The following is a 19529-nucleotide window of genomic DNA, read 5'->3' as shown; positions in this document are numbered from 1 at the left end:
TTCCCCTTGTTGAAGCCTAAGGAAAAAGCCTTATCTACATGAATGTCATTTACATCGATGTCAATTGAGAAAAGCGCAACCCGCCGTCGACGCCGCGTGCCCGAAGAAGCACGCCGCGAAGCGATCGCCTCCGCGCGCGCCCTGCTCCTGAAGGGCGGACCCGATGCCGTGACATTGTCGGCGGTGGCCGGCGAGATCGGCGTGACCCACGCCAACCTGATTCACCACTTCGGTTCGGCCGCCGGCCTGCAGTCGGCGCTGATGGGCTCGATGGTCTCCGACCTGACCCAGGCCCTGGACGAAGCCATCGCCCGGCTGAAGACCGATGACGGCGCGCCCCTTGAGCTGGTCAACGCCGTTTTCGACGCATTTGACACCGGTGGCGCGGGCCGCCTGGCCGCCTGGATCACGCTGTCGGGCGACCTCTCGCACCTCGAGCCCGTCCGCGCGGCCGTCCAGAACCTGGTCGAGGCCATCGCCGACAAGATGGGCGCCCAGGACGCCCAGGCCCGCGAAGGGGTCGGCGCGGCGGTGCTGTTCATCGCCCTCAGCGCCTTCGGCGAGGCCCTGATCGGCCCGCCGCTGCGCGACATGCTGAACCTGCCCGACGGCGCGGGCCGCCGGGTGGTGGCCAGCCTGCTGCCCCGCTTCCTCATCCCGAAGGCCCCGCAAGGCGCCGCTTCGGCTACGTAAGGCGGCCTGGCCTCTTGCGAACGGTTCGCGCAGCGGCGACATTAGGCGGAATTTCGGGAAGCAAGGGGCGTCGGTGACCTCTGCCTTGGGCGCATGGACGGGACGATGGGTGGCGGCCGTGGCCGCCCTGCTCGTCGCCGTGTTCGTCGTCCAGGGTCCGATCACTGGCCTCGACCGCGCCCTGCATGGCCCGCCCAGCGCCCTGGCCGCCCTCGAAGAGGACCATGACCACATTTACCAGGGCCGCCTGACCTCGATCGACGTTCACTTCGACGCCTCGATCATCGCCGCCGACGGCCTGGGCGATGATCCGGTCGCGCCGCATCACCACCATCACCACCACGACACCCCCTCGGTGTTCGGCTCGATCGAAGACCTGCCGCGCCCGGCCGCCCGTCATGTCGACGACGGCCTCTGGGCGCTGGCCCAGCAGCGGCTGACCGGCATCGGCGGCCCGCAACAGGAACGTCCGCCCAAGCAAACCCTCGCACAGCTCGCCTGAAGCCGCGCGGCCGCCGCGCCGCGCTTTTTCGACTGTTCGAGGACATTTCATGCATTCCGCTATCCAAGGCCGCCGCGCGCGGTCCTGGCTGCTCGCCACGGCGCTCGCCCTGGCGACGCCTCTGGCCGCGCAGGCCAGTCCCCTGACCCTGACGCAGGCGCTCGAACGCGCCGCCGCCGCCGATCCGGCCCGCCCGGCCCTCTCCGCCCGGCTGTCTGCCGCCGAAGCCGGCGTGCGCCAGGCGGGCGTCCGGCCCAATCCCGTCGTCGGCGTCGACGTCGAGGACCTGGCCGGTTCGGGCCCCTACTCCCTGGTCGATCGCGCCCAGGCCACACTCTACTACGAGCAGACCCGCGAGCGCGGCGGCAAGCGCGCCGCCCGCGTGGCCCTGGCCAGGGGCGACATCGCCCTTTCCCGCCTGCGCGACGACGTCCGCGTGCTCGACCTGCTGCACGAGGCCGACCTGGCCTGGGTCGAGGCCGTCTACGCGCAGGCCGAGACAGCCCTGGCCGCCGACCGCCTGGCCCTGGCCGAGCGCGCCCGCGGCGAGGTCTCGCGCCGGGTGAAGGCCGCCCGCGACCCGCTGTTCGCCGGCGCCCGCGCCGACGCCCAGGTCGCCGAGGCCCGCCTCGCCCTGGCCCAGGCCCGCACCCGCGCCGCCGACGCCCGCCGCGCCCTGGCCGCCTACTGGGGCGGCGGCGAGATCGAGATCGACGCCGCCGCGCTGGAGGACCTGTCGGTCGCCGGCCGCGTCGCCGGTCCCGCCTCGCCCGTGGACCTGGCCCTGCTCGACGCCCAGCGCGATCTCGCTTCGGCCCGCGTCCGCGTCGAGGAAAGCAAGGCCGTGCAGGATCCGACCTGGCGCGCGGGCTTGCGCTACCTCAACGACGACGGGGCCGTGGCCGCCGTGGTCGGCGGGTCGATCCCGCTTGGCCGCCACGACACCAATCGCGGCGCCATCGACCAGGCCCGGGCCGAGCGCCAGGCCGCCGACCTCGACCTGGCCGGGGCGCGCAGCGTGCTGGAGCGACGCATCGCCGCCGCCCAGGCCTCCCTCGCCCAGAAGGCGGCCGAGGCCCGCCGCATCCAGGACGAGGTCGTGCCGGCCAACGCCCGCACGGTCGATCTCGTCCGCGACGGCTTCAATCGCGGCGGCTTCTCCTATCTCGACGTGCTGGAGGCCCAGAAGGCCCTGATCGAGGCCCGCAGCCGCCGCCTCGCCGTGCTGAAGGCCTTCCAGGTCGACCGCGCCCAGCTCGACCGCCTGACCGGCGCCCACGCGCGCCTGATCCCCGCTTCGGAGTCCGCCCGATGAGCCGCCGCTTCATGCGCGTTTCCGCGCCCCTGGCCCTGGCGCTCGCCGGCGCCCTGACCCTGTCGGCCTGCGGAAGCGCCCCGGCCAAGCCCGAAGGCCACGCCGCCGAGGAAGCCGAGCAGCGCGGTCCCCACGGCGGCCGGATGCTCCATGACGGCGACCTCTCCATCGAGATCACCATCTTCGAGGACGGGGTCGAGCCGGAGTTCCGCGTCTACGCCTACCGCAAGGACAAGCCGCTGGCGCCCAGCCAGTTCCAGCTCACCATCGCCCTCACCCGCCTGGACGGCGAGGTGAACCGTTTCGCCCTCAAGCCCGAGGGCGACTACCTGCGCGGCCAGGGCGTGGTGACCGAGCCCCACTCCTTCGACGTGGCCGTCACGGCCGTCGTCGGCGGCAAGACCAGCAACTGGCGTTACGCCTCCTACGAGGGCCGCACCACCATCTCGGCGCAAGCCGCCAAGGCCGGCGGCGTTCGCACCGAGGTCGCCGGCCCAGCCCCGATCGCGCAGCTGGTCGACATGGCCGGCCGGGTCGAGATCACGCCGGAGGGCAAGGGCGAGGTCCGCGCCTGGTATCCGGGCCGGATCATGAGCCTCAACGGCCAGCTGGGCCAAACCGTCCGCAAGGGCCAGGTTCTGGCGCGCGTGGAGTCCAGCGAGAGCCTGCAGACCTATTCGATCCCCGCCCCGATCGGCGGCGTGATCATCGAGAAGAACCTCAATGTCGGCGACGTGGCCATGGAGCGGCCGATCTTCGTGATCGCCGATCCCACCAAGCTCCACGCCGAGTTCTTCGTCTATCCGCGCGACGCCGAGAAGGTGCGCGTCGGCCAGCCGGTGCAGGTGCGCAGCCTGTCGGGCGACACGAAGCTCCAGGCGGAAGTCGAAGCCGTGCTGCCGACGGCCGACCTGGTCAGCCAGACCCTGCTGGCCCATGTCCACCTGCCCGGCGGCGCCGACAGCGCGTTTCGGCCCGGCATGGGCGTCGAGGGCTCGTTCCAGGTCGGCGCCCAGACCGCGCCGCTGGCCGTGCGCACCAAGGCCATCCAGCGCTTCCGCGATTTCCAGGTCGTCTTCGTCAAGGTCAAGGACGCCTACGAGGTGCGGATGCTGCAGATCGGCCGCCAGACGCCCGAATGGACCGAGGTGCTCTCGGGCCTCAAGCCCGGCGCCGAATACGTCGTCGACGGCGCCTTCCTGATCCGCGCGGACATCGAGAAGTCCGGCGCGAGCCACGATCACTGAGGGAGGCGAGGATCATGCTCGAACATATCGTCGCCGCCGCGATCCGGCTGCGCTGGGTCGTGCTGGCGCTCGTCGCCGTCGCGATCGCCGTCGGGGTCTGGAGCTTCCAGCGCCTGCCCATCGACGCCACGCCCGACATCACCAACGTCCAGGTGCAGATCAACACCGAGGCGCCCGGCTTCTCGCCGCTGGAGGCCGAACAGAGGGTCACCTTCCCGGTCGAGACGGCCATCGCCGGCCTGCCGGGCCTGCAATACACCCGCTCGATCTCGCGTTACGGCCTTTCCCAGGTCACCGTCGTCTTCAAGGACGGGACCGACATCTACTTCGCACGCCAGCTGGTCGGCGAGCGGCTGCAGAGCGCGCGCGGCCAGCTGCCGCCGGGCCTGACGCCGGAACTGGGGCCCATCTCCACGGGCCTGGGCGAGATCTTCATGTATACCGTGGAGGCCAAGCCCGGCGCCCGCCGTCCCGACGGCAAGGCTTGGGGTCCCGAGGACCTGCGCACCTTGCAGGACTGGGTGATCCGGCCTCAGCTGCGCAACACGCCCGGGGTCACCGAGGTCAACACCATCGGCGGCTTCGAGCGGCAGTACCACGTCACGCCCCTGCCCGAACGGCTGTCGGCCTACGGCCTGACCATGGCCGACGTCGTGGCGGCGCTGGAGCGCAACAACGCCAATGTCGGGGCCGGCTATCTGGAGCGCTACGGCGAGCAGGTGCTGGTGCGCGTGCCCGGCCAGGCCTCGGGGATCGCCGACCTGTCGGCGGTCATCGTCGCCAGCCGCAACGGCGCGCCGATCCGCGTGGCCGACGTCGCCGACGTGGGCCTTGGCCAGGAACTGCGCACCGGGGCTGCCACCGAGAACGGCCAGGAGGTGGTGCTGGGCACCGTCTTCATGCTGGTCGGCGAGAACAGCCGCACCGTCGCCCGCGCCGCCGCCGCCCGCCTGGAGGAGGCCGCCAAGGCGCTGCCGCCCGGCGTCACGGCCAAGCCGATCTACGACCGCACCAACCTCGTCGACCGCGCCATCGCCACCGTCGAGAAGAACCTTCTGGAAGGCGCCCTGCTGGTCATCGTCGTGCTGTTCCTGCTGCTGGGCAACATTCGCGCGGCCCTGATCACGGCGGCGGTCATCCCGCTGTCGATGCTGCTGACCATCACCGGCATGGTGCAGGCCGGCGTCTCGGGCAACCTGATGAGCCTGGGCGCCCTGGACTTCGGCCTGATCGTCGACGGTGCGGTGATCATCGTCGAGAACTGCCTGCGACGCCTGGGCGAGGCCCAGCATCGTCAGGGGCGGCTGCTGACCCGCGACGAGCGTTTCGCCCTGGTGGCCCAGGCCGCCGGCGAGGTGATCAGGCCGTCCCTCTTCGGGATCCTGATCATCACGCTCGTCTATGTGCCGATCTTCGCCCTCACCGGCGTGGAGGGGAAGATGTTCCACCCGATGGCCATCACCGTGGTCATCGCCCTGACGGCGGCCCTGGTGCTGTCCCTGACCTTCGTCCCCGCGGCCGTGGCCATGTTCGTCACCGGCAAGGTCGAGGAGAAGGAAAGCCGCATCATGGCCGGTGCCCGGCGCCTGTACGAGCCGGCCCTGGAGGCGGCCCTGCGCCTGCGGTTTCCGTTCGTGGCCGGCGCGGCGGTGCTGGTGGTCGTGGCCGCCTTCGCCGCCTCGCGCATGGGCTCGGAGTTCGCCCCCAGTCTCGACGAGGGCGACATCGCCATGCACGCCATGCGCATCCCGGGCACGAGCCTCACCCAGGCCGTGGCCATGCAGGCGGCGCTGGAGAAGCGGATCGCCCGCTTCCCCGAGGTCGAGCGGGTCGTGGCCAAGATCGGCACCGCCGAGGTCGCCACCGACCCGATGCCGCCCTCGGTGGCCGACACCTTCATCCTGCTGAAGGACCGCAAGGACTGGCCCGACCCGCGCAAGCCCCGCGCCAGGCTGGTGGCCGAACTGGAGGCGGCCGTCGCCGAGGTGCCCGGCAGCAACTACGAGTTCACCCAGCCGATCCAGATGCGGTTCAACGAGCTGCTCTCGGGCGTGCGGGCCGACGTGGCCATCAAGGTCCACGGCGACGATCTCGAGCAACTGCTGGCGGTCGGCGAGAAGATCGGCGCGTTGGTCGAGGGCGTCTCCGGCGCCCAGGACGTCGGGGTCGAGCAGGTCACCGGCCTGCCCGTGCTCCAGATCACCCCCGACCGCGCCGCCCTCGCCCGCCTTGGCCTCAATGTCGACGACGTCCAGTCGGTGGTGGCCACCGCCATCGGCGGCACGGTCACCGGCCAGGTGTTCGAGGGCGACCGGCGGTTCGACGTGGTCGTGCGCCTGCCCGAAAGCGAGCGCGGCAAGGTCGACGACATCGGCCGGCTTCGCATCCCGCTGCCGGGAAGCCTCGACCAGCCGCGCGGCTTCGTGCCCCTGCAGGACGTCGCGCGGATCGAGACGGTGATCGGTCCCAACCAGATCAGCCGCGAGGACGGCAAGCGCCGCGTCGTCGTCACCGCCAATGTGCGCGGCCGCGACCTGGGCTCGTTCGTCGACGAGGTGCGCCGGAAGGTCGGCGCCGAGGTCGAGCTGCCGGCCGGCTACTGGATCACCTATGGCGGCACGTTCGAGCAGCTGATCTCGGCGGCCAAGCGGCTGCAGCTGGTGGTTCCAGCCGCCCTGCTGCTGATCTTCGGCCTGCTCTACGCTCTGTTCCGATCGGGCAAGGACGCCGCCATCGTCTTCTCCGGCGTGCCCCTGGCGCTGACCGGCGGCGTGCTGGCCCTGCTGCTGCGCGGCCTGCCGATGTCGATCTCGGCCGGGGTGGGCTTCATCGCCCTCTCGGGCGTGGCGGTGCTGAACGGCGTGGTGATGCTGAGCTTCATCCGTTCACTTCGGCAGGACGGCATGGACCTCGACCAGGCCATCCGCGAGGGCGCCCTGGCGCGGCTGCGGCCGGTGCTGATGACGGCCCTGGTGGCCAGCCTCGGCTTCGTGCCCATGGCCTTCAACGTCGGGGCCGGGGCCGAGGTGCAGCGGCCGCTGGCCACCGTGGTCATCGGCGGCATCGTCTCGTCCACCCTGCTGACCCTTTTGGTGCTGCCGGCCCTCTACCGGCTCGCCCATCAGGTCAGACTGCGGCCTTAAGCCGCTGTTCAGGCGCGATTAATCTCGAAAAGCCGATCGTGGGATTCGTACCCGCCCCCGGATCCCGGTTCCGCCTCGAAAGGCGCGAGCCGGGGTCCGGGGCCTCAGCTTTCGGAACCCGCGCCATGCTTCGCCGCAAACCCAAGAAGACGCCCTTTCCCGTGGCGGACGGCGACACCGTCGAGCTCGTCCTCCGCTGCGGCCACCGCGCCCGCGCCTCGGTGCTCGGCTCCAGCGGCGGCCTGATCGAACTGGCCTACCGCAAGGCCGACGACCGCTGCGGCCACGCCTATGTCGACGCCGCCACCCTGCAGCCGGGCGAGAACGTCCGCTGGGCCTTCACCGCCCGTCCGCCCGCTTAAGATCCCCTCTCTCTTTGAGAGAGGGAGGGGCCCGCTGCCGCAAGGCAGTGGGAGGGTGAGAGGTAACAAACCATCCGATCGCAGGTCAGCGTCGTCCGGCCGCCGCCTTCGTCGCCCAGACGATCACCGCCGTCGACAGCAGCACCCCGCTCAGCAGCGCTCCGACCGCCAGTATGCCCGCCGGCGTGACGCGAACCTCCGCGCGATAGCGCAGAGGCCCGGCCTCGAACTCGGCGACAGCCGTCTCCGGGCCGTGATCGGCGGTCAGGTCGTAGGGCATGGCGGTCCGGCGGCTGAAGGCGGCAAGGCCTTGCGACCTTAACGCGATCGACCGCCGGCGTCGCGCCCTTCCCTTCAGAACCGCCAGCTCAGCGCCGCGCCCCAGGTCAGCGGCTTGCCGGGGAAGCGCACCACGGTGTTGGCGTTGCTGCTGACCGCCGTCCAGTAATACTCGTCGGTCAGGTTGCGTCCCCACAGCGACAGCTCCCAGCCCTGGCCGGGCGAGGAGATGCCGACGCTGGCGTTCAGCAGGCCATAGCTGTCGATGACGAACAGCGGATTGCCCTCCAGATCGGCGCTCGACTTGTCCTGCCAGCGGCCGTTCAGCGCCGCCTGAAGTTTCAGGCCATTGGCCAGGTCGTGGTCGAACAGGGCCGTCAGGCCGCCCTGGAACTTCGGGCTGTATAAAAAAGGCCGTCCGTCGAAGTCCTGGGGCTGACCGGCGCCGTTGATGCCGGTGTAGCCCTGGACCTCGGTGTGCAGCCAGGTCGCCGAGGCGAGGAAGGTGAGAGACTTGGTGGCGCGCCAGGTGATGTCGCCGTCCAGGCCGCGGGCCATGCCCTCGGGCACATTGGCCAGCCGCGACAGGGCCGTATAGATCGGGTCGGCGAACGACACGCTGAGCTGCTTGTCGGTGTAGTCGTAGTAGAAGACGCCCAGGTTGGCCTGCACGCGCCGGTCGAACAGCGCCGCCTTCACGCCCAGCTCGTAGGCCGTCAGCAGTTCCTGCCGCGCAGGGGCGTTCTGGGTCGAGATGTTGGCCGCGTTGATCGGCGTCGCCCCGGCCTTGGCCCCGCGCGAGATCGAGCCGTAGACCAGCACGTCGTCCGACGCCCGCCAGTCCAGCGCCACGCGCCAGGCGAAGTTGTCCTCGTCCAGGGTCGAGCGCACGAAGCCGAAGCTGGCCGTGGCCGGATCGAAGGTGTTGCACGAGCCCTGGGTGATCGGCGCCACCAGGCCGTAGACGCCGAAGAACAGCGCCCGGTTCACGACATTGACGTTGGGCAGCATGTTGCCGTTGAAGTCGCGCGAGCAGCCTACGTAATCCTGCTTGTCCTGGCTGTAGCGCAGGCCCACGGTGAGCTTCAGAGTTTCCGTCAACTGCCTGTCGGCATTGGCGAAAAGGCTCCAGGTGTCGGTCTCGATATTGCCCACGTCCTCATAGGTGCGGAACGCCTGGCTCATCTGCAGCGCGGTGTATCCGCCGCTGTTGAACGGCGTCGCCAGCAGGGTCGAGCCATAGAACCGGATCAGGCCGACATTGGCGTTCTGGCCCAGGATCGTGCGGTTCATGTCGAGGATCTCGTCGTGGGCGATATAGCCCCCGACCAGCCACGAGCCCTTCTCGGTGCGCCCCTCCAGCCGCAGCTCCTCGGCCGTGGACTCGATGTCGCCATGCGCCTTCTGGACCAGGATCTCGTAGGGCGCGCCGCTCCAGTCGAACACCGCGTCGCGCCGCAGCTTGTTGTAGCTGGTCAGCGAGATCAGGCTGACGTCGTCGGAGAGGTGCCAGGCCAGCCGCAGCTTGGCCGCGTCGAAGCGGTCGTCCTCCTCGGCGGGGTCGCTGATCCCCAGGCCCGTGCCGACGTCCGCGCCGCGCACCGACAGCGGCGCCCAGTCGGCCTGGGTCGCCTTGGTCGGCTTGTTGGCGGCGATGTAGCTCACCAGGCCCGCGGCGTTGAACGGGCTGGCCGCCGTGGCGGGCGTGAAGCCGATGGCCTGGGCGGCCACCGTGTCGGACCGGTTGCGCCAGCCGGCGTAGGAGAAGTCGATGTCGACCTTCTCGCTGGGCTGGGCGGCCAACGACAGCCGCCAGCCCTGCCGATCCACCTCGCCCAGCCGCTCGTCGCGGCTGTTGCTGACCTGCCAGCCCTTGCCGCTGTGCTCGGCGCGGAAGGCGACCCGGGCCTGGACCTTGTCGCCCAGCGGACCGCTGAAATAGCCCTCGAGGTTGCGGGTCTTGTAGTTGCCGAGCTCGGCCGTCAGCCCGGCCTCGAACGCTTCGGTCGGCTTGTTGGTGACGAAGTCGACGAGGCCCGCCGTGGTGTTGCGGCCGTAGAGCGTGCCCTGCGGACCTTTCAGCACCTCGACCCGCTCCAGGTCGAACATCGGGCCGGTGTTCATGAACGGATAGGCGTAGGCGACCTCGTCCACATAGGTCCCGACCGTCGAGGTGGCCGACAGGTTGATGGTGTTGAAGCCGATGCCGCGCAGCGTATAGGTTGGCACGCCCTGGTAGCTCTGGCTGACCGTGAAGCTGGGCGCGACGGTCGACAGGTCCTTGGGGTCGGTGACCCGCAGCTGCTGCAAGGCCTGGCCGCTGAAGGCCTGGATCGGCATGCCGATGTCGTTGGCCGCTTCCTCGCGGCGCTGGGCCGTGACGACGACCGTCTCGATGGCCAGGCTGTCCTTCTCGTCCGGGACGGGCTTGGCCGTCGGGGCCTGGGCCCAGACGGGCGCGGCCATCGACAGGGCCATCGCCGACACCCCCAGGGTCAGCGCCAGGCGCAGTGGTCCTTGCATGCGAAACCTCCCTCCGGCCGCGCCTTCATTGGACGCTGGCTCTATCGGAGCGTGCGGGTCGCCCGCCCCTCTAACAAGCTATCGGAACTGATAGGGTGAGCATCCTGGGCCGTGCGCCCTTCGAGGCTCGCCCTTGGCTCGCACCTCACGATGAGGGCCTCCTCGCACTGATTTCCTCATCCTGAGGCGCCCGCGTAGCGGGCCTCGAAGGACGCACCGGGCCTCACAGCCCCAGCACCAGCCTGGCGATGATGTCGCGCTGGATCTCGTTGGAGCCGCCGTAGATCGAGGCGGCGCGGTTGTTGAGATAGCGGGCCACCGTGGTGCGGCCGTGCTCGGGACCGATCAGGGCCTCGTTCGAGCCCGCCTCGCGCGCGGCCGGCTGGTGCACGGCCGCCCAGGCGCCCAGGCCGTCCACCGCCAACTCGTCCTGTCGCTGCAGCGCTTCGGAGCCCTGGGCCTTAAGGATCGACGAGGCCGGTCCGGGATTGGCGCCGCCTGCAAGCGCGCTCAGCACTCGCCGCTCGGTGACGTCGATGGCCAGGGCGGCGATCTCGGCTTCGGCCAGCCGCCGCCTCTGGTCGGGATCCTCGGCGACGCCCGCCTCGCGCAGCCTCGAAAGCCCCGCCTCCAGCCCCGCCGCATAGCCCCCGCCCCGCTCGAACTCCAGCAGATGCTTGGCCACCGTCCAGCCCTGGTTCTCCTCGCCCAGCCGGTCGGCCTTGGGCGTGCGGACCTCGTCGAAGAACACCTGGTTGACCTCGTGCTCGCCGGCCAGGGTCAGGATCGGGTCAACGCGAATCCCCGGCCGGTCCATCTCGACCAGCAGGAAGGTGATGCCGGCCTGCGGCTTGCCCTCCGTGCTCGTGCGCACCAGGCAGAACATGTGCGTCGCCCAATGGGCGTGGGTGGTCCAGATCTTCGAGCCGGTCAGCACGTAGTCGTCGCCTTCGGGCGTCGCCTTCATCTGCAACGAAGCGAGATCCGACCCCGCCCCCGGCTCCGAATAGCCCTGGCACCAGTAGTCCTCGCCCGACAGGATCCGGGGCAGGTAGCGGGCCTTCTGCTCCGGCGTCCCGAAGCGCATGATCGCCGGCGCCACCATCCGCAGGCCCATCGGCGCCAGGCCCGGCGCGCCGGCCCGCGCGCACTCGGCCTGGAAGACGTGGCGCTGGATCTCGCTCCAGCCCGGGCCGCCGTGCTCGACCGGCCAGCTCGGCGCGACCCAGCCCCTGGCGTGCAGGATCCTCTGCCACGCCAGGCTGTGGGCCTTGTCGCAGAACACGCTGGTCATCCGCCGCCCGGCCTCGCGCAGGCCCGGCGTCAGCTCGGCGTCCAGGAACGCGCGCACCTCGTCGCGAAAGGCCAGGTCTTCGGGCGAAAGCTCCAGATCCACGCGCGCGCTCCATCCAACGTCGGGGAAACTTGCGAAAGCGCAGGCCCGGTGCGCAAGCTATCGGAACCGATAGGGAAAGAGCGCCCGCATGACGGCGACGAGGGGGGAGGATCGCGAGCGCCTGGCGCGGGTCATGGACCTGGCCCTGCACGTGCGCGACCTCGGCGCCGAGATCGGCCTGCCCTACGTCGCCGCCAGCGCCGACATCTCGAGCCCCGAGCCCATGCTAGGCCCCGACGGGCTGCCGCTGGCCGAGACCACGTTCGAGTGGCTGGACGCGGGGCTGCGCTACTGGCGCGACCGGTCCTTCGCGCTGAGGGCCCCGTTCATCCTGGCCGCCCGCTACGCCGCCGAGCCGTTCTTCTACCACCAGGGCCGCTTCGCCAGCTGGCGGCCCCTGCCTCGGCTCGAGGCCATTCCGGTGGCCGAGGCGGCGCAGGACTTCGGCGTCGCCGCCGCCGTCATCGCGCCCGCCTACCTGACCGGCGGGGTGATCGGCGCGGTGGTCTGGGCCTCGGACGAGCCGCTGGCCGACCTGCCAGCGCTCTACGCCGCCCATGCCGACCGCCTGCACGGCGCGGCCCTGCGGCTGGTGTCGGCCTATCGCGACGGCCTCTCCGACGACGGCCCCCTGGCCCGCTTGACCAAGCGCGAGATCCAGTGCCTGAAATGGGCGGCGGCCGGAAAGACCGACGCCGACATCGGCCAGATCATCGGCATCTCCGGCCCCACGGTCCGGTTCCACGTCCAGAACGCCGCCCTGAAGCTGCGGGTGGCCGGACGGGCCCAGGCGATCCATCGGGCCACGGGCCTGGGCTATCTGGGCTCCGCCGCATTCTGAGGCGCCGGCGCCCCGGATGATGCGCGGCAATGCTTTGTCACGAACGAGATGCACAGCCGCAAGGCGGCCTCTCCACCTTAAGACCTGTCAGAAGCGCCCGCCGAACGAGGGATCGGCCCGCGCTTCACAGGAGAAGACCATGAGCAAGACCCGCAATCGCCTGCTGGCCCTGACCGCCCTGGGCGGCCTGGCCATCGGCGGCGCGGCCGTCGCCGAAACCGTGAAGCTGCCTGCCCGGCAGGTCGCCCTCGGCGTCGATCACTTCCAGGCCAAGACCCAGGTCATCGACGATCAGCTCGACGTCGAGACCGTGGTCAGCACGCAGGCCGGTTTCCAGACCGGCAAGGGCCTGTTCCGCAATCCGTCGAACGACAACTACCTGCGCGCCGTCGTCGACAAGCGCACCGGCGCGACGCGTTACGAAGTCCGCCAGACCCTGATGTACCAGGGCTCGATGCGCGAGTATGACACCGTGGCCTACGAGACCGCCGCCTGGCCGGTCCAGGCCCAGGCGATCAAGATCCGCGACAACGCCGGCCGCTGCTTCCTGTTCGAGGCGCCGGAGCTGTGCACGGAAGAGGTCGCCTTCTCGATCAGCGAGAACGAACTGCGCAAGGTCGCCGCCAAGCCGCAGGCCTGGGGCTTCAAGTTCAAGTCGCCCAAGGGTTACGAGCATCGCACGGCCATCACCCAGGCCGAGATCGTCGGCCTGCTGAACAGCGTCGACGCCTATCGCGCCACCCTTCCCGCCGTTCAGGCCCAGGCCGACACCGCCACCGGCGGCTGAGCCTCGCATCCCCGTATTCCGGAGTAGTTCCGTACCATGAAGTTCGTAGCTTTGATCGGCGTGGCCGCTGGCCTCGTCGCTTTCCCCGCCATGGCCGGTCCGGCCGGCCACGGCCTGACCTTCACCGAAGAAGTCGCCAAGAAGAACCTTCAGAAGCGCACCGTGAAGATCTCCGCCGCCGCCTCCTGCGCCGCCCCGGCCGCCGTCGAGCTCGCCAAGCGTGACGACGTCGCCGCCGCCAAGGCCAAGGAAGGCGTGGTCCGCGTCGTGTTCCACTCGGCCGACGCCGCCGCGGCCCAGGAAGGCGCCGTGCGCGCCGCCGTTTCCGATATCTGCCGCGCCGCCTAAGGCGTCCGGCATCCAAGACGGCCGTCTCGGCGGCCGGCCCTCGCGCGAGTCCTCTTCCCCCGAAGTGCGCGCGAGGGCATCCCTTTTTCATAAGAACGATGCAATCTGGCCTGGTATTGGCTTGAAGTCGGTGGAAAACAGCCGCTTTCTACCTTGCTCGCGGCCGCATCGTTCCTAGATAGCCCAGGCATATGGATAGCTCAGGTAACGGACTGAACGCTTTGCAGCGGGAGCTGGCCACGGCCCCCGTGGCCCCGACCGTGCTCATCGTCGAGGACGATCCGGCCCTGCGCACCCTTCTGATGCGCCTGCTGCGCGAAGAGGGCTTCCAGCCCCTCAGCGCCGCGCACGGCGGCGAGATGGCCCGCGTCCTGGAGACCAACACGGTCGACATCATCCTGCTCGACGTGATGATGCCGGGCAGCAACGGCTTCCAGCTGTGCCGCAGCCTGCGCAAGGAAAGCGACGTCCCGATCGTGATGCTCAGCGCGCGCGACGACGAGAGCGACCGCCTGATCGGCCTGGAGCTCGGCGCCGACGACTATATCGGCAAGCCCTTCAGCAAGAAGGAGCTGATCGCCCGCATCCGCGCCATCCTGCGCCGCACGCAAGGCGGGGCCCAGGCCAGCCAGCCGCGGGGCGCCCAGCAGATGGTGTTCGCCGGCTGGCAGCTCGATCCGGGCCGCCGCGAGTTGCTGTCGCCCGACGGCGCCTTCGTCGACCTGTCGGGCGCCGAGTTCGACCTGCTGCTGGCCTTCCTGTCCTCGCCCCAGCGGGTGATCGGACGCGAGCGCCTGCTGGAAATGTCGCGGGCCCGCATCTCCGACGCCTCGGACCGCAGCATCGACGTGCTGGTCAGCCGTCTGCGCCGCAAGCTGGCCGTCAGCGGCCAGGCCGAGTCTCTGCTGCGCACCGTGCGCGGCATCGGCTACATCTTCACCGCCCAGGTGGAGCGGCGATGAAGCCTTTGCGGCTATGGCCGCAGCGTCTGGTCGGCCAGGTCACCCTGGTCCTGATGCTGGCCGTCGCCCTGGAATTCATCGGCAGCTCGATCCTGTTCGAGAACAGCCGCATCTACCCCAACCGCAACAACCAGGTTCAGCGCGCCGCCGAACAGCTGGTGACCGCCGAAGCCATTCTCGAGACCCGACCCGAGCACGAGCGCATCGCCCGCGCGGCGGGTCTCTCCAGCCGCTCCAGCCAGCTGGAGTGGACGCCCCTGCCCCACCTGGTCGACCGCGAGCGCTCGGCCGAGCGCAAGCTCAGGGACCAGTTCCGCGCCGCCGAGCCCAGCCTGGCCCGGCGCGAGCTGCGGATGAACGCCGAGATCGACCGCACCCTGCCGCGCGACACCCACCTGAAGGTGGCGCTGAAGATGCGCGACGGCACCTGGCTGACCATGAAGACCAAGATCCGGGCCGCCCCCTGGGCGGTGCTGCTCAGCAGCGTCGGCTCGGCCTTCATCCTGGGCCTGGGCGTCATCACCGCCGCGGCCCTGGTGTTGCGCAACCTCAGCCGTCCCCTGCGGGCGCTGGCCGAGGCCGCCGACAAGGTCGGCCAGGGCGCGCGCGTGCGGGTGGCCGAGACCGGGGCCGGCGATCTCAAGATGGTGGCCCAGGCCTTCAACGCCATGCAGGACCGCATCGCCGGCCTGCTGCAGACCCGCACCGAGGCCCTCGCCGCCGTCGGCCACGACCTGCGCACGCCGCTGGCCCGCCTGCGCCTGCGCGCAGGCTTCGTCTCCGAGACCTCGGCCCGCGAGGCGCTGGAGGCCGATGTCGACGAGATGACCGGCATGCTCGACTCGCTGCTGGCCTATCTGGGCGGCCAGGAAGATCCCGAGCCGCCGCGCCGCACCGACATCGCCGCCATCGCCATGACCCTGGTGGACGACGCCACCGACTCCGAGCGCATCGCCACCTATGACGGGCCCGAGCACCTGCCGGTGCGGGCCCGGCCGCTGTCGCTCAAGCGCGCCATCAGCAACATCGTCGAGAACGCCCTCCACTACGGCGGCGAGGCCGCCCTGACCCTCAGCCGCGAAGGCCGGATGGTCGTGCTGGCGGTCGAGGACAAGGGCCCCGGCATTCCCGAGGCCCAACTGGCCCACGTGCTTGAGCCCTTCCACCGCCTCGACAGCGCCCGCGCCCGCAACACCGGCGGCCTGGGCCTGGGCCTCACCATCGTCCAGCAGATCCTCAAGCGCGAGGACGGCGAACTGATCCTGCGCAACCTCCCGCAAGGCGGGTTGAGGGCCGAGATCCGGCTGCCGGCGCTGTAGGGATCCTCTGCCCTTTCAAAGCCCTTCCCCCATCGAGGGGAAGGGAGAAGAGAGCCGGACGGGGATAGACCCAGCTCCATCCCCGGTGAGTTCGCCAAAGAACCGAACGAACTCAATCCCTTGCAACTTTCTCACTCAAACTTATCAGACGCGCCCAGCCCCGGGTCATAATCAAACCCGTCCCCGCCATGGGGAGGGCTCTTGGTACCGGCCCAAGCGTGGCGAGGACCGCATCGAGCGGGGCCGCTCGGAGCGTCATGGGAAAAGGCGGGTTTGCAGGAGCGCTCACAAGGCGTGATTGGGCCGCCAAGCCGTTCCAGGACGCAACGAGCGGGTCGACAGGGCCGGGATCGTTCAAACCGGCCTAACAGGATCAGCCGAGGCCGCCGCCGGATTACCGCGGGGCTATTGGTCCTGCCCGTCCGTGGGACAGCCGGGTCCAGGGTTGAAACAGCACCCGCGCCTCCGGCCCTTCGGAATAACGACGCGGCGGAGCGGTCGACGAAGCCGAAACGCTAAACAAACCCACGGTCCCCGGGCTCCGCCCGGCCGCTCCGCGCCTCCCCGACCTAACGCGTGCAAACGCGGGAGCTAGCGAAGCCGCGCCTCAAGGAACCTCCCCCCGTGGGGGAGGCGATCGCGCAGCGATCGGTGGGGGGAGTGATGACGAACTCACCCACCACCCCGAAAGCTGAAACCGTCCCCCCACCGGCCTTCGGCCGCCTCCCCCAAAGGGGGAGGTTCGCTGACCAAGATCCTCCCCCTGAAGGGGGAGGTGGCCCGGAGGGCCGGAGGGGGAAGTTCCTGATGAGCCTGAGCCGAACGCCAACGTCAGCAGTCCCTTCCCCCTCAGTCGGCGGAGTTTACCCTCGGGCCGGCCTTTGGCCGGACCCGGGGGCGACAGCTCCCCCTTGAGGGCGTCCAAGGGCCACCACGAGAAAGCCCCGTCTCGGAAACCCTTTGTCACAAAACCCGCTGCGTCGCAGCAAAGACGCCACCCCACCTTCCATGTTGCGTGGCGGTTCAGGCCGCGCGCGCCGCGGCGTCCGTTACCCCTTTCCCCGGACGCCGCGGCCATCGCATGGAGGTTCCTCTTGGAACAGTTTCTCGAACGCGCCGCCCTCTTCCGCGGCCAAGTCTTCCCGGCTCAAAGCGCGCTGTACGAGCGCCTGGCCAGCCACGGCCAGAGCCCCTCGGCCCTGATGATCTCGTGCGCCGACTCGCGCGTCGTGCCTGAGCTCATCACCCAAGCCAATCCCGGCGACCTGTTCGTCTGCCGCAACGCCGGCAACATCGTGCCGCCGTTCAGCCAAGCCAACGGCGGCGTCTCGTCGGCCGTTGAATACGCCGTCATGGCGCTCGGCGTGCGTGACATCGTCGTCTGCGGCCACTCCGACTGCGGCGCCATGAAGGCGTTCTCGAACCCGGCCGCCCTGGAAAAGATGCCCAACGTCGCCGCCTGGCTGCGCCACGCCCACGCCGCCCACAGCGTCGTCTGCAACGCCTATCACGGCCTGGACGAGCACGGCACGACCCGCGCCCTGTCGCTGGAAAACGTGGTGGTCCAGATCAATCATCTGCGGACCCACCCGTCGGTGGCCTCGGCCATCGCCCAGGGCAAGCTGACCCTGCACGGCTGGTTCTTCGAGATCGAGACCGGCCAGATCCAGGCCTACAACGGCGACACCGGCCAGTTCGAGCAGGTCCGTGAAGGCTCGCCCCTGCCCGTCGCTCAACGTCCGGCCAAGCGCATGGTCGCCGCCGACCATCTGGGCATCGCGGCCGAATGAGCAACGCCGCCGTTTCCTCCCCGAACGGCGCGAAGCAAGGGTTCGGCGCGATCTTCTCGCGTGACCTGACAGCTTCCATCGTCGTCTTCCTCGTGGCGATGCCCCTCTGCATGGGCATCGCCGTCGCCTCGGGCGTTCCGGCCGAGCGCGGCCTGATCACCGGCATCATCGGCGGCATCGTCGTCGGCGCCCTCGCCGGCTCGCCCCTGCAGGTCAGCGGCCCCGCCGCCGGCCTCGCCGTCATCGTGTTCGAGATCGTGGCCAAGCACGGCCTGTCGACCCTCGGCCCGATCCTGGTGCTGGCCGGCCTGGTCCAGCTGGCCGCCGGCGCCCTGCGCATGGGCCAGTGGTTCCGGGCCATCTCGCCGGCCGTGGTGCACGGCATGCTCGCCGGCATCGGCGTGCTGATCGTCGCGGGCCAGTTCCACGTGCTGTTCGGCGACAAGCCACGCGCCAACGGCCTGGAAAACCTGCTGGCCATCCCGGGCGCCATCACCGGCCTGTCGGTGTCGACCTTCGGCGCCGCCGAAGCCGCCCTTCTGGTCGGCGTGGTCACCATCGGTTCGATCCTGCTCTGGGAGAAGATCCGTCCGGCCAAGCTGAAGCTGGTTCCCGGCGCCCTGCTGGGCGTGCTGGCCGGCACCTTCGTGGCCATGGGCTTCGGCCTCGACGTGCAGAAGATCGCCGTGCCGGAATCGATCGCCGGCGCCATCGCGATCCCGGGCATGGCCGACTTCGCCAAGCTCGCCGATCCGATGCTGATCCTCACCGCCGTGGCGGTGGCGTTCATCGCCTCGGCCGAGACCCTGCTGTCGGCGGCCGCCGTCGACCGCATGCACGATGGTCCGCGCACGAAGTACAACAAGGAGCTGGGCGCCCAGGGCGTCGGCAACCTGCTGTGCGGCCTGGTCGGCGCCCTGCCGATGACCGGCGTGATCGTGCGCAGCTCGGCCAACGTCCAGGCCGGCGCCGTCACCCGCGCCTCGGCGATCCTGCACGGCGTCTGGATCCTGGCCTTCGTCGCCCTGCTGCCCTTCGTCCTGCGTCAGGTCCCCAGCGCCGCCCTCGCCGGCGTGCTGGTGGTCACCGGCTGGAAGCTGGTCAGCCTGGACCACGTCCGTCACCTGTTCGCCCGCTACGGCCTGCTGCCGGCGCTGATCTGGGCCGCGACCTTCGTCATGGTCGTCGCCACCGACCTGCTGACCGGCGTGCTGGTGGGCCTGGCCCTAACCGTTGTCGAACTGCTGCCGAACCTGAAGCGCATGCGCCTCAAGATCGCCCAGCAGAACGTCGGCGAGAAGGAACAGGAAATCCGCCTCGAGGGCGCGGCGACCTTCGTGCAGCTGCCGAAGATCACCAAGGCCCTGGACGCGGCTCCCGACGGCGGCGTCGTCCGCCTCGACACCCGCGCCCTGACCGTGCTCGACCACACCACCACCGAGGTGCTGAGCGAGTGGGTCAAGAGCAAGGAGCGCACCGGCTCCAAGGTCGAGCTGCCCAACGCCTGCGTGTTCGGCGAACGACTGCGGGCCGCCGGCGCCCACTGACCTCACCCAGTCGCCCCGGGACCGAGTCCGCTCGGTCCCGGGGTTCTTTTTCGTTTGAAGACCGCCAGAGACCTTCGATGAACAAGGCCCAGGAACGCGCCGCCGACATGGCGGCCCAGGTGCTTTGCGCCTATCTCCAGAACAACGTCGTCTCGGCCGACGAACTGCCGGACCTCGCGGCCCGCACCTATGCGGCGCTTGAGGCGGTGTTCTCGACCCCGGCCGCCGAGCCGGTCGAGCGCCCCAACGCCGACGAGATCGCCGCCAGCGTCACCCAGGACGCCATCGTCAGCTTCGAGAACGGCCGCCGCTATCGCTCGCTGAAGCGCCACCTCAACAGCCTTGGCCTCACCGAGGAGGAGTATCGCTCCAAGTGGGGCCTGCCCGACGACTACCCCACGGTCGCCGCCAGCTTCTCGGACCTGCGCTCCAACGTCGCCCGCGCCAACCGTTTCGGCTCGCGCCGCTAGAGCCA

The 19529-nt window shown here is 70.1% G+C and carries 17 protein-coding genes; 14 read left to right on the top strand and 3 right to left on the bottom strand.

Going from position 1 to position 19529, the window contains the following annotated elements:
* Positions 1-42 precede the first annotated feature (42 nt).
* The 6 genes from DDF62_RS23140 (at position 43) to DDF62_RS23115 (ending at position 7262) form a co-directional block, all read left to right on the top strand.
* Positions 43-693 carry a TetR/AcrR family transcriptional regulator gene (locus tag DDF62_RS23140; protein WP_425267072.1) on the top strand — a complete coding sequence of 217 codons (651 nt, stop codon included), beginning with the start codon at positions 43-45 and terminating at the stop codon, positions 691-693.
* 73 nt (positions 694-766) lie between these two features.
* On the top strand, positions 767-1195 hold the full coding sequence (locus tag DDF62_RS23135; RefSeq protein ID WP_133244980.1) for a hypothetical protein: 429 nt from the start codon (positions 767-769) through the stop codon (positions 1193-1195).
* 49 nt (positions 1196-1244) lie between these two features.
* Positions 1245-2510: a TolC family protein gene (locus tag DDF62_RS23130; RefSeq protein ID WP_116491299.1), complete on the top strand. Its 1266-nt coding sequence runs from the start codon at positions 1245-1247 to the stop codon at positions 2508-2510.
* Positions 2507-3757 carry an efflux RND transporter periplasmic adaptor subunit gene (locus tag DDF62_RS23125; protein WP_116491298.1) on the top strand — a complete coding sequence of 417 codons (1251 nt, stop codon included), beginning with the start codon at positions 2507-2509 and terminating at the stop codon, positions 3755-3757. Before DDF62_RS23130 ends, DDF62_RS23125 begins: the two co-directional genes overlap by 4 nt.
* 14 nt (positions 3758-3771) lie before the next feature.
* On the top strand, positions 3772-6900 hold the full coding sequence (locus DDF62_RS23120; RefSeq protein ID WP_133244979.1) for an efflux RND transporter permease subunit: 3129 nt from the start codon (positions 3772-3774) through the stop codon (positions 6898-6900).
* Positions 6901-7025: 125 nt separating this feature from the next.
* Positions 7026-7262, top strand: coding sequence for a hypothetical protein (locus DDF62_RS23115; protein WP_116491296.1), 237 nt, complete (start codon positions 7026-7028; stop codon positions 7260-7262).
* 85 nt (positions 7263-7347) lie between these two features.
* On the opposite strand, the gene DDF62_RS23110 is transcribed toward DDF62_RS23115, so the two are convergent.
* From DDF62_RS23110 to DDF62_RS23100, 3 genes are all read right to left on the bottom strand, one after another.
* Positions 7348-7542: a hypothetical protein gene (locus tag DDF62_RS23110; RefSeq protein ID WP_116491295.1), complete on the bottom strand. Its 195-nt coding sequence runs from the start codon at positions 7540-7542 to the stop codon at positions 7348-7350.
* A 74-nt stretch (positions 7543-7616) separates the two neighbouring features.
* The gene (locus tag DDF62_RS23105; protein ID WP_116491294.1) at positions 7617-10064 is read right to left on the bottom strand and encodes a TonB-dependent receptor; all 2448 of its coding nucleotides are present in this window, start codon (positions 10062-10064) and stop codon (positions 7617-7619) included.
* A 223-nt stretch (positions 10065-10287) separates the two neighbouring features.
* Complete coding sequence (locus DDF62_RS23100; protein ID WP_116491293.1) at positions 10288-11460, bottom strand: acyl-CoA dehydrogenase family protein; 1173 nt, start codon at positions 11458-11460, stop codon at positions 10288-10290.
* A gap of 88 nt (positions 11461-11548) precedes the next feature.
* Here DDF62_RS23100 and DDF62_RS23095 point away from each other — a divergent pair, with 88 nt between their 5' ends.
* The 8 genes from DDF62_RS23095 (at position 11549) to DDF62_RS23060 (ending at position 19524) form a co-directional block, all read left to right on the top strand.
* On the top strand, positions 11549-12301 hold the full coding sequence (locus DDF62_RS23095; protein ID WP_116491292.1) for a helix-turn-helix transcriptional regulator: 753 nt from the start codon (positions 11549-11551) through the stop codon (positions 12299-12301).
* Between the two features lie 139 nt (positions 12302-12440).
* Entirely contained in the window at positions 12441-13088 is a 648-nt protein-coding gene (locus tag DDF62_RS23090; protein ID WP_116491291.1) for a hypothetical protein, read from the top strand.
* A gap of 36 nt (positions 13089-13124) precedes the next feature.
* Positions 13125-13436, top strand: a complete 312-nt coding sequence (locus DDF62_RS23085; protein WP_116491290.1) for a hypothetical protein — start codon at positions 13125-13127, stop codon at positions 13434-13436.
* 191 nt (positions 13437-13627) lie between these two features.
* Complete coding sequence (locus DDF62_RS23080) at positions 13628-14398, top strand: response regulator transcription factor (protein WP_101717305.1); 771 nt, start codon at positions 13628-13630, stop codon at positions 14396-14398.
* On the top strand, positions 14395-15717 hold the full coding sequence (locus tag DDF62_RS23075) for an ATP-binding protein (protein WP_116491289.1): 1323 nt from the start codon (positions 14395-14397) through the stop codon (positions 15715-15717). Before DDF62_RS23080 ends, DDF62_RS23075 begins: the two co-directional genes overlap by 4 nt.
* Before the next feature lie 1094 nt (positions 15718-16811).
* Positions 16812-17507, top strand: a complete 696-nt coding sequence (locus DDF62_RS23070) for a carbonic anhydrase (RefSeq protein WP_116491288.1) — start codon at positions 16812-16814, stop codon at positions 17505-17507.
* Complete coding sequence (locus tag DDF62_RS23065) at positions 17504-19054, top strand: SulP family inorganic anion transporter (protein ID WP_116491287.1); 1551 nt, start codon at positions 17504-17506, stop codon at positions 19052-19054. The genes DDF62_RS23070 and DDF62_RS23065 overlap by 4 nt, the downstream gene beginning before the upstream one ends.
* Before the next feature lie 77 nt (positions 19055-19131).
* On the top strand, positions 19132-19524 hold the full coding sequence (locus tag DDF62_RS23060; protein ID WP_207780678.1) for a Ros/MucR family transcriptional regulator: 393 nt from the start codon (positions 19132-19134) through the stop codon (positions 19522-19524).
* Positions 19525-19529: the final 5 nt, after the last annotated feature.

Origin of the sequence: Caulobacter radicis, from assembly GCF_003094615.1 — a bacterium.
In the GTDB taxonomy this organism is placed as follows: domain Bacteria; phylum Pseudomonadota; class Alphaproteobacteria; order Caulobacterales; family Caulobacteraceae; genus Caulobacter; species Caulobacter radicis.
The sequence above is the reverse complement of the archived record's forward strand: the minus strand, read 5'-3'. Positions and strand labels throughout refer to the sequence as shown.